The sequence below is a fragment of the uncultured Roseibium sp. genome (assembly GCF_947496995.1).
In the GTDB taxonomy this organism is placed as follows: domain Bacteria; phylum Pseudomonadota; class Alphaproteobacteria; order Rhizobiales; family Stappiaceae; genus Roseibium.
In genome coordinates this window covers 544239-558601 of the sequence record NZ_CANMFD010000002.1, presented here as the reverse complement: position 1 = coordinate 558601, position 14363 = coordinate 544239, and the positions used below count along the sequence as shown (strand labels likewise).

Genomic DNA, 14363 nt, shown 5'->3' with positions numbered 1-14363 from the left:
TTTTCCTCCGGTTTTCCTGCCCCGTCCGGCCCTGGGGTGGCCAGAGAGCCCGTTTTTGTTCAAATCCGTTATCTTGTTATATTTCCGCTGGTATTTTGAACTATCAGGTATTTATGACACAAGGTTCCGGTTGCGTCGATTGGATTCCAATGGCTTTGAACGTTCCGGCTATCGGAGATTTGTGACAGTGGGATGGACGTGGGAACGGCATCGAGGAGAGGCGCTTGTCAATAATACATAAGGTTTTAGCTCCGGCTTGCGGCCTGTCGCTGCTCTTCGGGCTCGCTGCCTGCGCGGTCGGCCCCGGCACGCCGCTCGTGGATGCGCTCAGGACCAGTCCGGGTGAGGGAAACACAAGCGTTCCCGCGCCGAAAGGCTATCGTCCAACGGTTTATGCTGGTGAAACCTCCGGGCTGATCAATCCCAAGGAAAGAGTAGCGACAGAAGCCTATCTGGAAAGTCTGGCGTCGCAATAAAACCGGCGTCGCTCAATGCAGACGCATGGTCCGATCTGGAAGCTTTTGGCCTTCGTCTCAACGCATGAAATCAATATTTTGATGCTCTGAACCCAGGTGAAAAATGTGACTGGCGGCGTGGCGCCGGAAAGTTGATTTTCTTCGATTGACCTAAATGACATTGATATTTTCGGCATGAATTAAAGTGTTCTTTTACAACTTTAGGGGAAGTATCCGGTTGTGGCAGGATGGAATTTTCGATGACGCTTGATACCCCTACCTTGTTTACCAGCGTAATGGTCGCCAAATTCGCCGGCAGCGCCATTCTGATCCTGTTTTTTCTCTTCTGGAAAGCCCGCAGCGCGGTCTGTGCACGCAGTCTCCTGATCTGGTCGTGCGGCATGTTCCTGGCCGGAATCGGAGCTCTTCTGATCGCCATGCGCGGTGTCGTTCCGGATGGTTTGAGTATCCTGGCGGCGAACACGCTTGTTATTCTGGGAGTGGGGTTGGGACGCAGCGCTTTTGCGACTTTCCTTGGGGGGCGTCCCGCCATCTGGCTGAATTTTGCCGTCGCAGGTGTCTGGATTGCCTTTTGCCTTTATCCGCCTTTTTTCGGCAGCTTCCTGGCGCGCACCAACTTCGTACAGAGCTACCTGATCCTGACCTGCCTTTCCATCGTCTGGATGGCATTCCGGCAGAACAGGGACAACCTCCACACGGTCCGGCTGCTCGGCGTGACGACCCTGATCGAGTGCCTTGGGTATGCGTGGTTCACCGGGAACCAGAACGTGCTGCTCTATCCGGATTTTCAGTCTGCATTTCCGCAAGGGTTCATGGCGGTCTATCTGGTCACGATCCTGCTTGCCACCGTGATGGCCATTCTGTTGCCCGCCTGCATGGTCGTCGAACGCTCGCTGCACGGTTTCAGGGAGCAGGCCAGTCAGGATGCTCTGACGGGACTTGCGAACCGCCGCTATTTTCTGGACGGCACGCAAGACTGGATGTCCGAAAGCAGAGCGGACGGTGGAACCTTCAGCCTGATCATGCTGGACCTGGACGGGTTCAAATCCGTGAACGACAGATACGGTCATCCCATGGGCGATGCCGTGCTTCAGCTTTTTAGCCGCGTCCTGAAGGATACACTCGATGTCACGGCCGTCCCGGGACGGCTCGGAGGCGAGGAATTCGCTGTGTTCCTGCCTGATTGCAGCCAGGAACCGGCCCTGCTCACCGCCCGGCGGGTGTGCCGGCGGTTCAGTATGGAATGCCGGGAAGCCTCCGGTGGAAAGCTCACAGTCACCGCCAGCGCCGGGGTAGTGACCGCCAGCTGCAATGTAACCCTGGAGCGTGCGCTGGAAGCGGCCGACAAGGGGCTCTACAAGGCCAAGCGCCAGGGAAAGGCGCAGATCGTCACGATGGATTTTTCCCCCGAGGGCGAGCTGCAGAATTCCGTGACGGAGCCCGCATTTTCCTCCCAGCGCAAGAAAGCCGCCTGACAGGCGCTCCCGGCACCCCGTTCGGGCGCGGCAATGCCCGAGCCTGCGACGTGGCGGATTTATCCTATTTCCGGAATATGTGCGCGTGACATAAAGACGGGTGCGTATTTATTTCGAGGCTGCTAAAAGACCTCCGCCGCGCTGTTGTTGCCCCTGAAGCGCCGCGCGGCCCGTATCGTCAACTCGCAAGGATCCGCGCCATGGAGGAATTCCACAAGATCAAACGGCTTCCGCCGTATGTCTTCGAACAGGTCAACCGTCTGAAAGCGAAGGCGCGCGCGGCCGGGGCGGACATTATTGATCTCGGCATGGGCAATCCGGATCTGCCGACACCCAGGCACATCGTCGACAAACTGACCGAGGCGGTCCAGGATCCGCGCACCCACCGCTATTCCGCCTCCAAGGGCATTCACGGCTTGCGCAAGGCGCAGGCGGCCTATTACGGACGCCGGTTCGGCGTGAAACTCGATCCGGAAACCCAGGTGATCGCGACCCTGGGGTCCAAGGAAGGGTTTGCCAACATGGCTCAGGCGATCTCCGCTCCCGGGGACGTGATTCTGAGCCCGAATCCGAGCTATCCTATCCACACCTTCGGCTTTCTCATGGCCGGCGCGTCGATCCGCAATGTGCCAGCCGAACCGGGCGCTGACTTTTTCCACGCGCTGGAACGCGCCGTCATCCATTCCGTGCCGAAGCCGATCGCCCTGATTTTGTGCTACCCGGCCAATCCGACCGCTTGCTGCGCGGATCTGGAGTTCTACAAGGACGTTGTCGCATTCGCGCGCAAGCACGACATCTTCATCCTGTCCGATCTGGCCTATTCCGAGATCTATTTCGGCGATACACCGCCTCCGTCCGTGCTGCAGGTGCCCGGCGCGATGGACGTCACGGTCGAATTCACTTCGCTGTCCAAGACATTTTCCATGCCAGGCTGGCGCATGGGCTTTGCGGTCGGAAACGAGCGTCTGATTTCCGCGCTGGCGCGCGTCAAATCCTATCTCGACTACGGTGCATTCACGCCCATTCAGGTTGCCGCGACGGCGGCCCTGAACGGCCCGGACGATTGCATCAAGGAGACGCGCGCGGTCTACAAGCGCCGCCGCGATGTGGTTGTCGACAGTTTCGGCCGCGCGGGCTGGGACATTCCGGCGCCCGAGGCCAGCATGTTCTGCTGGGCGCCGATCCCCGAGAAGTTCCGTTCCCTGGGAAGTCTCGAATATTCCAAGCTGCTTCTGGAAGGAGCGGAGGTTGCGGTCGCGCCGGGCATCGGCTTCGGCGAGCATGGTGATGAATACGTGCGCATCGGACTGGTGGAAAACGAGCAAAGGCTGCGTCAGGCCGCAAGAAATATCCGCCGCTTCCTTGAAACCGCGGATCAAAAGCTGCACAACGTCATCCCGCTCGGGACCTCAGGCTGAATAGAACTGGATTAATTCCCATATGTCAGAAGCATTGAAAGTGGGCGTCGCCGGCCTTGGCACCGTGGGCCTGTCCGTTGTCCAACTTCTCGCAAAACATGCAGGGCAGATCGAACGCAAATCCGGTCGGGCGGTGACGGTGACTGCGGTCTCCGCCCGCGACCGCGGCAAGGATCGCGGCTTTGATGTTTCCACGCTGGAATGGTTCTCCGACCCGGTCGAAATGGCCGAGAAGGCGAACATCGACATATTCGTTGAGCTGATCGGCGGCGACAGCGGCCCTGCCGAGGATGCAGTGCGCGCGGCGCTCAAGCGCGGCGTCCATGTGGTCACGGCAAACAAGGCCCTGCTCGCCAGGCACGGTGTCGATCTCGCGCTGCTCGCCGAGAACAACAATGCCTGCCTGAATTACGAGGCCGCCGTTGCCGGCGGGATACCGATCGTCAAGACGTTGCGGGAATCCATGTCCGGCAACGACATCAGCCGCGTCTATGGTATCCTGAACGGGACCTGCAATTATATTCTCACCCGGATGGAGGCCGAGGGCATCGGCTTTGAGGAGTGCCTTGCCGAAGCGCAGCGCCTTGGCTACGCCGAAGCCGATCCGACCTTTGACATCGAGGGCAATGACACGGCCCACAAGCTGGCGATCCTGACCAGCCTTGCGTTTGGCACGAAGATTGCTGACGACGATATCTATGTGGAGGGGATCACGTCGATCTCTACAGCCGATATTCAGGCAGCGGACGAGCTTGGCTTCCGCATCAAGCTTCTGGGGATCGCCCAACGGACGGAGACAGGCATAGAGCAGCGCGTACATCCGACCATGGTGCCGAAAACCTCCGCGATTGCGCGGATCGACGGCGTATTGAACGCTGTTGCTGTCGACGGCGATTACGTGGGTGAAATCGTTCTGGTCGGACCGGGCGCCGGCGGCAACGCAACGGCGTCATCCGTCGTCGCGGACATTGCCGATATCGCCCGCGGGGATGAAACCCCCGTGCTCGGCATGCCGGCAGGAGACCTGAAAGACTACCAGCGGGCGCGGATGCGCATGCATGAAGGCGGATATTATATCCGGCTGTCTGTTTATGATCGTCCGGGAGCATTCGCCGAAATTGCGCGCTGCATGGGCGATGCCGGTATTTCGCTCGAGTCGATTGTCCAGAAGCGTCACGCGGCTGATGAAGCACCTGCAAAATATGATGCGGACGTGCCTCAGCCCGTCATGTTGATCACCTATGAAACCACTGAAGTCGCGATCAAGCAGGCGCTGGAGGCGATCATGTCGAAAGGCGTGGTTGCCGAAGAGCCGCAACTGATCCGCATCGAAAAACTGAATTGAACCTGTGAATTCGAGTGTGCCACGCGGGGCGGCCTGCGGGGAGAACTGGAGAAACTGATGTCCGATACCGAAAAACAGCCGACCAGTGGCCTGGACCGAATTCTGACGCTTGAGTTGGCTCGTGTCAGCGAACGGGCAGCTGTTTCAGCAGCGCGCCTGCGCGGCCGCGGCGACGAGATGGCCGCGGACCAGGCTGCAGTGGACGCAATGCGGCGCGAACTGAACAGACTGCCCATCGACGGCACGGTGGTGATCGGCGAGGGGGAACGCGACGAAGCGCCCATGCTGTATATCGGCGAAAATGTCGGCACCAAGAACGGCCCGAAGGTGGACATCGCCCTCGATCCGCTGGAAGGCACGACGATTTGCGCAAAGAACCTTCCGAACTCGCTGGCCGTCATTGCCCTGGCGCCGGAGGGTGACCTGCTGAACGCACCCGACAGCTACATGGACAAGATCGCGATCGGCCCGGGGTATCCGGACAATCTCATCGATCTGGATGCTCCGATTGCCGAGAACCTTGCCGCCGTCGCCAAGGAAAAGGGCGTCAAGATCAACGAGGTCACCGCTTGTGTTCTGGACCGGCCGCGTCATGCCCGCCTGATCGAGGATATCCGGGCAACCGGTGCGTCGATCCGCCTGATCGGAGACGGAGACGTTGCAGGCATCATTCATACGACCGATCCGGACGAAACCGGCATCGATCTCTATGCCGGAATCGGCGGAGCGCCCGAAGGGGTGCTGGCGGCTGCAGCATTGCGCAGCATCGGAGGCCAGATGCAGGCGCGGCTGGTGATCACCCGCGAGGAGCAGGTCGAGCGGGCTCACCGCATGGGCATCGAGGACATCAAGAAGAAATACACCTTGCAGGAAATGGCGGGGCCGGATGTTCTTTTTGCGGCAACCGGCGTGACCGACGGGAACTTCCTGCAGGGCGTTCGCTTCGGCCGTCATCACATCACGACCCACACCGTCGTCATGCGCTCGTCCACCGGCACGGTCCGCTACATCAAGGCCCAGCACACGGATCTGGAAAAATTCCTTCTGGACTAGACCGGATCTCTTGGGAGCAGGCGCAATTGACTGGGCATGCTCCGGGGTCTTTTGACATTTAGGCTTTGAATGATCGGGAATGCAGGAGAAGAGGAGAGGCGGCTCGTTCTGGGGGTCGCCCGTTCGGCAAATGACAATGCCTGGCGCGAACGCCTGAGCGCAGCGCAGGCACGCACTGCAACGGCAATTGCCCAGATGCACGGGCTGCCGGATGTTCTTTCCCGCGTCATGGCCGCCCGCGGCGTTCTGCCGGACGAAGCGCCCGAGTTTCTCGATCCATCCATCAAGGCCCTTATGCCGGATCCCTCCACGCTTGTGGACATGGATGCCGCGGTCGCCCGCATCGCCGATGCCGTCCAGGCAGGCAAGAAAATCGCCATTTTCGGTGACTATGACGTCGATGGCGCCACGTCCTCGGCGGTCTTTGCAAAATACCTCCAGGCAATGGGGCTCAACCCCGTCATTCACATTCCCGACCGGATCATCGAAGGCTACGGCCCGAACGGACCGGCGATCGAGCAACTGCGGCAGGACGGCGCGGAACTGCTGGTGACGCTGGACTGCGGCAGCACCTCCGTCGAAGCCTTTGAGACGGCGCACAAGCTTGATCTCGATGTGGTGGTCATCGATCACCACCAGGTCGGCGAAACGCTTCCGAACGTCAAGGCGCTGGTCAATCCCAACCGGCAGGACGATCTGTCGGGGCAGGGGCATCTGGCTGCGGTCGGCGTGACCTTTCTTTTTCTCGTCGGGTTGAACAGGGAATTGCGGCAGCGGGGTGCCTTCAAGGACAGGCAGCAGCCCGACCTGATGGGACTGCTGGATCTCGTTGCCCTTGGCACTGTGTGCGATGTCGTACCGCTGCAAGGGCTTAACAGGGCGTATGTCACCCGCGGACTTGCCGTCATGCATCAAAGGCGGAATTTCGGTTTGACCGCCTTGTCGGACGCCGCGCGTGTGAGCGGCAAGCCGGCCAGCTATCATCTCGGCTTCCTGCTGGGACCGCGGATCAACGCCGGGGGACGGATCGGGGACGCAGCACTCGGGGCCAGGCTCCTGACGACGGAAGACCCGCACGAGGCGCGGGCAATTGCCGAACGCCTCGACCAGCTCAATTCCGAGCGTCAGGCAATGGAAGCGGTGATGCTGGAAGAGGCGGGCGCGGAAGCGGCAATGGCCATTGAGGCACGGGATCCGCCGGTTCTCCTGACCGGATCCGACGGATGGCACCCGGGCATTGTCGGCCTGATTGCCTCCCGCCTGAAAGACGCCCACCGCCGGCCGGCCTTTGCCATCGCCTATGACGAAACGGGCAAGGGAACCGGCTCCGGCCGCTCGATTGCGGGCGTCGACCTTGGCAAGGCAGTTCGCACGGCTGTTGACGAAGGACTTCTGGAAAAAGGCGGCGGTCACGCAATGGCGGCGGGGCTCACCGTGCGCCGGGAGAAGGTGGCGGAGCTGGAAGCCTTTTTCAATGAAAGGCTCGGTGACGACGTAGAAGCGGCTACTGCGCATCGCGAGCTCAAGATCGACGCCGCGTTGACCGCAACCGGTGCGACGCTCGACCTGCTGGAGCTTCTTGAAAAGGCAGGACCTTACGGAGCAGGACATTCCGAACCGGTTTTTGCCTTTCCCGCACACCGGGTTACCTTTGCCGACGTAGTCGGCAAGGGCCATGTCCGGGCGACACTGGCAGCCGGCGACGGAAGCACGCTCAAGGCAATCTGCTTCAAGGCGGAGGACAAACCGCACGGCCGGATGCTGCTGGAAGGCCGGGGCCGTTCGCTCCATGTCGCCGGAACGCTCTCGATCGACACCTGGCAGGGAACCCCCAAGGTGCAACTGCGCATCCTCGATGTGGCGGATCCGCAAAAGATCCGTGTGTAGGGGCAGTGCGGGTTTGACCCGGACACAGCGCCTTTAACCAAACGCTAACGCCCTTCACCTAACGTAAGCACTCACGAAGGAATCGCGAGGGGCAGGCATGCGCGCTCAGAATGAGCTTTCGCCGTATTTTGCGGAAATTGACCGACGCACGGATCGTGCCCTGAAGGGCATCCGCGAGGTCCGCCGGACCCCGAAACTGTATGCCCTTCCGCCGGAACCGAAAGCCGCCGTTGTCGGCACGGGCTTCCTGATTGTCCTGGCGGCATTTGTCGGGCTGTTTCTTGCCTGAGCAAGCCGGCTGACGTTTCAGCCTTGATCTTCCCTGATCAACTCATTTATCTCTGGTGTTCCCCGGAATCTCCTCTGCGTTCGGATGAACGTTGCAAGGCGAATCTGATCTCCTGAATCCCATCCGTTTGCGTTTCCGAGCGTTCATCTGAAGGCAGGACGTATTCGGAATGATTTCGCGTGGCGCCATGTCAGATTATTCAATTGCTCTCTGGTCCTTCAATCTCGGACGCGCACCGGGCTCGGTCGCCGACATGGCCGGACAGATCGAGGAAGGCGTCAAGCGCGCAGCCGAAGCCGGAGCCAGGCTTCTGGTTCTTCCCGAATACCTGATCGAATGCTGCCTCGCCTTCAAGCCCGATGGATTGCCGCCGGAACAGGAGATGTCGTTTCTGGCAAGTGTCGGCGCCGAATTGGTGCCTATGATCAGGCACTTTCCGCAAAAACACGGCGTTTCCCTGCTGGCCGGGACGATGCCGGTCACGACAGCAGCAGGGATCACCAACACGGCCGTTCTGTTGACGGCTGACGGCCGGGACATCCGTCAGGACAAGCTTTCTCTGACCCCTTTCGAGCAAAGTGCCGACACATGGCACCTGACCCCGGGAACCATTCTGCGGGTTTTTGAACTCGACGGATTGAAAATGGCGGTTCTGATCTGCCTGGACATCGAAATGCCCGCCCTAAGCTGTCTGCTTGCCGGGCACGGCGTGGACCTGCTGCTGGTCCCTTCGATGACCGAGAAACCGTCCGGCTACTATCGGGTGTTCGGCTGTGCCAAAGCGCGTGCGGTGGAACTCATGTGCGCCGTGGCAGTCTGCGGCGTGGTCGGCACCTCCAGGGGGACGACACAAAACGATACCAATTTCTCCGGTGCGGCGCTGTATCTGCCCTGCGAGGAGGAATTCGGACATTCCGGTGTCGCAGCGGACATTCCGCCGACTGGTGGTGCCGGTGGTGAAGAACCCTTTCTGGTCGCAACGGTTCCCTTTCAGCAATTGCGCGACCTCAGATCGGGCAAGGCTGAAGTCTGGCCGGGAGCCTGGACCGCCGACCATGTGTCTGTCGCCGCCGGGTAGGTGGAAGATATAAACACTTTCACAGCTGAGGTTTGCGCACATAGTGCACTTTCCGATGGACTGTCCCGTGCCGAATCTCTATACACGCCTAGTTGTCATAGGTCAGGTGTGGAGATGAGATTCGCAAGGTCGATATCGGTGCAGGAATTTTCGTGGCTGCAAGGGCTTGGTGGTTTGTTCCTCAAACCGGCCAGATTGCAGATCGCGGCACTGTGCTTTCGGCCCGGCGACAAGGAGCCCGAAATTCTTTTGGTTTCCACACGCAACACCGGCCGTTTGATTCTGCCCAAGGGCTGGCCGGAAAAAGACAAGCCGGCGCATCAGACCGCTATAATCGAGGCCTATGAAGAAGCCGGGGTGGTGGGGAAAGCCGACCCCAGACCGATGGGGAGTTTCCGCTCCTACAAGGGGCTTTCCGAAGGACTGAAGATCCGCACCAAGGTCCTCGTCTTCAAGATACGTTTCGAGAAGCAGCTTGAGGAATTTCCGGAGATCGGGCAGCGCCGGTGCGTTTGGTTGCCGCTGTCCGAAGCCATGGAAGCGGTAGAAGAGCCGGCCTTGAAGCGTTTCCTGCGCAGCAAGCGCCCTCAGATCAGGTGAACTATTCAGACAAGTAACGAATTTCAAGTGCGACTGATGCACCAGTGTCGTCTCACCCTGCCATCTTCAGCCTGTTATCCGGTCTGACCGGGCGGGCTTTCCCGACTTCATTCCGGCTTAAAAAAGGCTTGTTGCGTGCCGACACAAAAGGACCTGAAATCCAAGGCCCTGGACAATGATCTCGACCGGATCGGATTTGTCAGCGACGCGGCGGAGTCCATGGGCCGGCGACTCGTGGGACCGGGCGTGGCTCTTGTCTTTCTGGTCATCTGTGCCGCCTTTGCAGCCTCCCAGGTAACCTCCAGCGCCTTCTCCGACGCGCTCATTCTGGTCGCAGCCAGCGCGATCGGGGGCTATCTGGCGCTCAACATCGGCGCGAACGACGTCGCCAACAATGTCGGCCCTGCCGTCGGCGCCCGGGTGATGAGCCTGACCGCGGCGCTCCTGATCGCGGCGGTTTGCGAAAGTGCCGGTGCCTTGCTTGCCGGAGCGGACGTCGTCTCGACGGTTTCAGGCGATATCCTCAGTCCGAATGACGTGCGCGACAGTTTCGAGTTCATGCAGGTCATGCTGACGGCCATGGCGGCGTCCGCGCTCTGGATCAACTTTGCGACCGTGATCGGCGCGCCGGTCTCCACCACCCATTCCATCATTGGCGGCGTCGTGGGTGCCGGCATCGCCGCCAGCGGCTTTGCCGCGATCAACTGGACCACCATCTCCACCATCGCCGTGACCTGGGTCATGTCTCCCGTCCTGGGCGGCGTCATCGGCGCTGCCCTGATGGCATTCATCAACGCCCGTGTGGTCTATGCGCCCGACCGATTGAAAGCGGCCAGGATCTGGTTGCCGGTCCTGTTGGGAATCATGGGAACGGTGTTTACCGGATACATTCTGCTGAAGACGTCGCACAGGCTCATCACCATCCCCGAATGGCTGGCAATCTGCCTGTCACTGCTGATTGGGCTGGCTGTCTGGTGGTTCTACCGGGGTGTCGTCCGCGACCAGTCGATGACGTTGAAGAACAGCGCCCGCAGCCTGCGGAGCCTGTTCGCGGTGCCGCTCATGATTACGGCCGGTCTCCTGTCGTTCGCTCATGGCGCCAACGATGTCGCCAACGCCATCGGTCCGCTGGCGGCTATTGTGCTCAGCCAGTCGAACGAGTTTCCGGATCTGATCTTCTGGTACATGGGATCGCTCAATCCGGTCGTTCCGATCTGGGTGAGCGCGGTCGGTGCCTTCGGTATCTCGGCGGGGCTGCTGCTGTTCGGGCGCCGCTTGGTGACCGTGGTTGGCAAGAAAATCATCAAACTGAGCCCGGTCCGCGCCTTCTGCATCACGCTGTCGACGGCGGCTACCGTGCTGGCCGCCTCTGCCTTTGGCATGCCGGTATCGTCGACCCACATCGCGGTCGGCGCCCTGTTCGGTGTTGGCTTTTACCGGGAATGGTACCGCAACCGCTATGTCGCAGACGGCGGGGTGATGAAACCCCGCAAGATGCTGAAGAACCGCGAGGTGCGGCGGCGCCGTCTGCTGGTGCGCCGCGCCTACCTGCTCACCATCGTAGCCGCCTGGGTGGTGACGGTGCCCGCGTCCGCCCTGTTGTCGGCCGCATTGTTCCGGTTGCTGCAGCTGATCCTGGCTTGATGATCCCGGCTTGATGATTTCGGCACGGATCTCGTCGAGCCGGGGATGCTGAAAGTGCATCGAGTGCGCTTTTATTGGACTTCGCCCGTGCATTGAATTAGTCTGTAGGGAAGCGTAACGCACGGAAAGGAAAGCATGTCCCTGATAAATTCCACTGATGTCTACCGACCGTCCCTGTTGCAGAGCCTGTCGCTTCTGTTTCAGCGGCCCTCTCGTCTGCAGATCGCGGCACTTTGCCTGCGCCAACGCAATGGCAAGCGGGAAGTGCTCATGGTTACCTCCAAAACGACACACAGGTGGATCCTGCCCAAGGGCTGGCCGATCGTCTCTCTACGGGCCCATCGCACGGCGGCTATCGAAGCTTTCGAGGAAGCCGGGGTGATTGGCACCGCGCGCAAGAAACCCTTTGCCAGCTTCCGGTCCCACAAGGGTGGGAAAGGGGGCCTGAAGCTCCGGACCAAGGTGCTGGTCTATCTGGTGGATGTCGAGAGCACGACGGACGTGTTTCCGGAGCGCGGTGAGCGGGACGTGCGCTGGTTGTCGATCGAGGAAGCTGTCAGGATTGCAGAGGACCCGGGCCTTGTGCAGGTGTTCCGGCAGCTCGGAAGCTTACCCAGCTAATATTTTTCGGCGAATTCAGGTCCGATCGGTTGACCTTTTCAGCGGTTTCTATAAGGCAATCGCGTAGAAGCGCCTGCCCGGCAGGACGTGACTTGCGAGGCCCCTCTCAATTGGACCGCCCATGCCGAATCTGAAGAAGCCGACGCTCGACAAAGACCTCGACAAACTCAGTTACATGGAAGAGGCGGCCGGGTCGCTTGGCCGCGGCCTGATCGCGCCGGGCATCGCACTGGTCTTCATCGTTCTGTGTGCCCTGGCTGCCGGCGCGTCCATGTCGGGCACGCCGGGGGCGGTCATCATCGTCGCCGCTGCCGCGATCGGCGCCTATATGGCGCTCAATATCGGCGCGAACGATGTAGCCAATAACGTCGGACCGGCGGTCGGCTCCCGGGCGATGTCACTGGTCACGGCACTGGTGATCGCGGCGGTATTCGAAAGCGCGGGAGCGCTGATTGCCGGCGGTGATGTGGTCGGAACGATCTCCAAGGGCATCATCGACCCGCAAGCGGTGGCAGACGCCAACGTGTTCATGGCGGCCATGATGGCGGCCCTGGTTTCCTCGGCGCTGTGGATCAACCTGGCAACCTGGATCGGCGCTCCGGTGTCGACGACCCATTCGATCGTCGGTGGTGTCATGGGCGCCGGTATCGCGGCTGCCGGCTTCGATGCCGTCAACTGGACCACCATGAGCAGCATTGCGGCGAGCTGGGTCATCTCGCCTTTTCTCGGTGGCCTGATCGCCGCCGGAATTCTGGCCTTCATCAAGACCTTCATCATTTACCAAGACGACAAGATCAAGGCTGCCCGGACCTGGGTGCCGGTCCTGATCGGGGTGATGTCCGGAGCCTTCGCCAGTTATCTGGCGCTGAAGGGCTTGAAGAAGATCATCAGGATCGACATGCCGACATCGCTGCTCCTGGGCATCGTGTTCGGTTTTGTCGTCTGGTTCATTGTGCGTCCCTTGATCCGGCGTCAGTCGGAAGGGCTAGAGAACCGCAACCAGTCTCTCCGTGTCCTGTTTTCCGTTCCTCTGGTCTGCTCCGCCGCGCTGTTGTCCTTCGCGCACGGAGCCAACGATGTGGCCAACGCCGTCGGCCCGCTGGCCGCCATCGTGCACACTGCGCAATTGGGCGATGTCGCTGCCAAGGTCAGCATTCCGCTCTGGGTAATGGCGGTCGGTGCTTTCGGCATTTCTTTCGGCCTGCTGCTGTTCGGCCCGAAACTGATCCAGATGGTCGGGCAGCAGATCACGAAGCTCAACCCGATGCGGGCCTATTGTGTTTCGCTTTCCGCCGCCATCACGGTGATTATCGCCTCCGGGCTCGGGCTGCCGGTCAGTTCCACGCATATCGCTGTCGGGGCCGTGTTCGGTGTGGGTTTTTTCCGGGAATGGTACACCGAACGCTCCAGGCGGCGCCTTGAATACGTGAACAAGATACAGGGCGGCAACAACGTGGTCCGTCCTGTCCGCAACCGCGAGGAACAGGCCCGTCGTCATCTGGTGCGCCGCGCCCATTTCATGACCATCGTCGCGGCGTGGATCGTGACGGTTCCCGCCGCCGCCGTTTTGGCGGGCGCGCTTTATTTCGTGATCATAAAGCTGATTTCCTGATCAGCCCAACGTCTGCCGCGATCCGCGTCTGCTGTTATCCGGGGATATGACCCGCTGGCTCGAGGATGAGCGTTGCCCACACCGGGAGATGGTCCGAGGCGACGCGGGACGTCTTGGATTTGTGCACACCTGCCTGGCTGACGGTAAATTCCGGACTGGTAATGATACGGTCGAGACTGCCGACCGGCATCGGACTCGGAAAACTGCGCCCGGGCGTGGTCACTTCATAGCGTTCCTCGAAAAGCTTCATACTGCCCGATGCGTCGCGCCATTCGTTCAGATCGCCGATCAGAACGGTGGGCAGATAGTCCATGTGTTCATGCAGCTGGTGCATGAGGGACGTGATCTGTTTCTTGCGGAAATGGGCCACCAGGCTCAGGTGCATGGCCGCCACGCGTAATTTTTCGCCGTTGACAAGGAGATCCGCGGCCACGGCGCCGCGTGGCTCCAGGGTCGGAAGCTCAATCCGCCGGTAATCGAGAATGCCGATCTTGTCGCGGACAAGCAGAGCGTTGCCGTGCCAGCCGAGGCTCATGTCGCCGGTTGCAAACGGCACGGGCCGGTAATCCGTTTCCGCCAGAATGCTGTCCCTGTCCAGGGTGCTTTCGCGCGGGCCGAAGCGCTTGTCGGCCTCTTGCAGCGCAAGTATGTCACAATCCAGTTCCCGGATCACTTTCAGGGTGCGCTCCGGACGGCGGCGGGCGTCCACCCCGATGGATTTTTGAATGTTGTAGGAACCGATCTTGATCATGGGGGACAGATTTGCGGGCTTCCGGCTGTAATTGCAAGCGCGCTGGAAGCAATACCAGCCGCTGGGGTCTCTAATCAGGCGTTACCGGAAAAGCATACAAACAAACCCCTTGCA

13 protein-coding genes are annotated in these 14363 nt (G+C 60.5%); 12 read left to right on the top strand and 1 reads right to left on the bottom strand.

Annotated features, from left to right (window positions below):
* Positions 1 to 224 precede the first annotated feature (224 nt).
* The 12 genes from Q1B40_RS11175 to Q1B40_RS11120 all read left to right on the top strand — a co-directional run bounded on the left by Q1B40_RS11175 (position 225) and on the right by Q1B40_RS11120 (position 13498).
* Positions 225 to 476 carry a hypothetical protein gene (locus Q1B40_RS11175; protein ID WP_299813927.1) on the top strand — a complete coding sequence of 84 codons (252 nt, stop codon included), beginning with the start codon at positions 225 to 227 and terminating at the stop codon, positions 474 to 476.
* 239 nt (positions 477 to 715) lie between these two features.
* Positions 716 to 1951, top strand: coding sequence for a GGDEF domain-containing protein (locus tag Q1B40_RS11170; RefSeq protein ID WP_299813924.1), 1236 nt, complete (start codon positions 716 to 718; stop codon positions 1949 to 1951).
* A gap of 200 nt (positions 1952 to 2151) precedes the next feature.
* Positions 2152 to 3369, top strand: a complete 1218-nt coding sequence (locus tag Q1B40_RS11165; RefSeq protein WP_299813921.1) for an LL-diaminopimelate aminotransferase — start codon at positions 2152 to 2154, stop codon at positions 3367 to 3369.
* A gap of 22 nt (positions 3370 to 3391) precedes the next feature.
* Positions 3392 to 4714, top strand: coding sequence for a homoserine dehydrogenase (locus Q1B40_RS11160; RefSeq protein ID WP_299813918.1), 1323 nt, complete (start codon positions 3392 to 3394; stop codon positions 4712 to 4714).
* A 57-nt stretch (positions 4715 to 4771) separates the two neighbouring features.
* Positions 4772 to 5767, top strand: coding sequence for a class II fructose-bisphosphatase (gene glpX / locus Q1B40_RS11155; protein ID WP_299813915.1), 996 nt, complete (start codon positions 4772 to 4774; stop codon positions 5765 to 5767).
* 69 nt (positions 5768 to 5836) lie between these two features.
* Positions 5837 to 7654, top strand: a complete 1818-nt coding sequence (gene recJ, locus Q1B40_RS11150) for a single-stranded-DNA-specific exonuclease RecJ (RefSeq protein ID WP_299813912.1) — start codon at positions 5837 to 5839, stop codon at positions 7652 to 7654.
* Positions 7655 to 7751: 97 nt separating this feature from the next.
* Positions 7752 to 7943, top strand: a complete 192-nt coding sequence (locus Q1B40_RS11145) for a hypothetical protein (protein ID WP_299813909.1) — start codon at positions 7752 to 7754, stop codon at positions 7941 to 7943.
* Between the two features lie 169 nt (positions 7944 to 8112).
* A complete protein-coding gene (locus Q1B40_RS11140) occupies positions 8113 to 9021 on the top strand; it encodes a nitrilase-related carbon-nitrogen hydrolase (protein ID WP_299813906.1) in 909 nt (302 codons plus the stop codon).
* Positions 9022 to 9135: 114 nt separating this feature from the next.
* Positions 9136 to 9621, top strand: a complete 486-nt coding sequence (locus Q1B40_RS11135; protein ID WP_299813903.1) for an NUDIX hydrolase — start codon at positions 9136 to 9138, stop codon at positions 9619 to 9621.
* Between the two features lie 135 nt (positions 9622 to 9756).
* Positions 9757 to 11265: an inorganic phosphate transporter gene (locus tag Q1B40_RS11130; RefSeq protein WP_299813900.1), complete on the top strand. Its 1509-nt coding sequence runs from the start codon at positions 9757 to 9759 to the stop codon at positions 11263 to 11265.
* Between the two features lie 135 nt (positions 11266 to 11400).
* Positions 11401 to 11886, top strand: a complete 486-nt coding sequence (locus tag Q1B40_RS11125) for an NUDIX hydrolase (RefSeq protein ID WP_299813897.1) — start codon at positions 11401 to 11403, stop codon at positions 11884 to 11886.
* A gap of 121 nt (positions 11887 to 12007) precedes the next feature.
* Positions 12008 to 13498, top strand: coding sequence for an inorganic phosphate transporter (locus tag Q1B40_RS11120; protein ID WP_299813894.1), 1491 nt, complete (start codon positions 12008 to 12010; stop codon positions 13496 to 13498).
* Between the two features lie 34 nt (positions 13499 to 13532).
* On the opposite strand, the gene Q1B40_RS11115 is transcribed toward Q1B40_RS11120, so the two are convergent.
* Positions 13533 to 14249, bottom strand: a complete 717-nt coding sequence (locus tag Q1B40_RS11115; RefSeq protein WP_299813891.1) for an endonuclease/exonuclease/phosphatase family protein — start codon at positions 14247 to 14249, stop codon at positions 13533 to 13535.
* Positions 14250 to 14363 lie beyond the last annotated feature (114 nt).

Coding starts and splice junctions, on each gene's coding strand:
- Q1B40_RS11170 (WP_299813924.1), top strand. CDS start 716: ATGACGCTTGATACCCCTACCTTGTTTACCAGCGTAATGGTCGCCAAA.
- Q1B40_RS11165 (WP_299813921.1), top strand. CDS start 2,152: ATGGAGGAATTCCACAAGATCAAACGGCTTCCGCCGTATGTCTTCGAA.
- Q1B40_RS11160 (WP_299813918.1), top strand. CDS start 3,392: ATGTCAGAAGCATTGAAAGTGGGCGTCGCCGGCCTTGGCACCGTGGGC.
- glpX (WP_299813915.1), top strand. CDS start 4,772: ATGTCCGATACCGAAAAACAGCCGACCAGTGGCCTGGACCGAATTCTG.
- recJ (WP_299813912.1), top strand. CDS start 5,837: ATGATCGGGAATGCAGGAGAAGAGGAGAGGCGGCTCGTTCTGGGGGTC.
- Q1B40_RS11145 (WP_299813909.1), top strand. CDS start 7,752: ATGCGCGCTCAGAATGAGCTTTCGCCGTATTTTGCGGAAATTGACCGA.
- Q1B40_RS11140 (WP_299813906.1), top strand. CDS start 8,113: ATGATTTCGCGTGGCGCCATGTCAGATTATTCAATTGCTCTCTGGTCC.
- Q1B40_RS11135 (WP_299813903.1), top strand. CDS start 9,136: ATGAGATTCGCAAGGTCGATATCGGTGCAGGAATTTTCGTGGCTGCAA.
- Q1B40_RS11125 (WP_299813897.1), top strand. CDS start 11,401: ATGTCCCTGATAAATTCCACTGATGTCTACCGACCGTCCCTGTTGCAG.
- Q1B40_RS11120 (WP_299813894.1), top strand. CDS start 12,008: ATGCCGAATCTGAAGAAGCCGACGCTCGACAAAGACCTCGACAAACTC.
- Q1B40_RS11115 (WP_299813891.1), bottom strand. CDS start 14,249: ATGATCAAGATCGGTTCCTACAACATTCAAAAATCCATCGGGGTGGAC.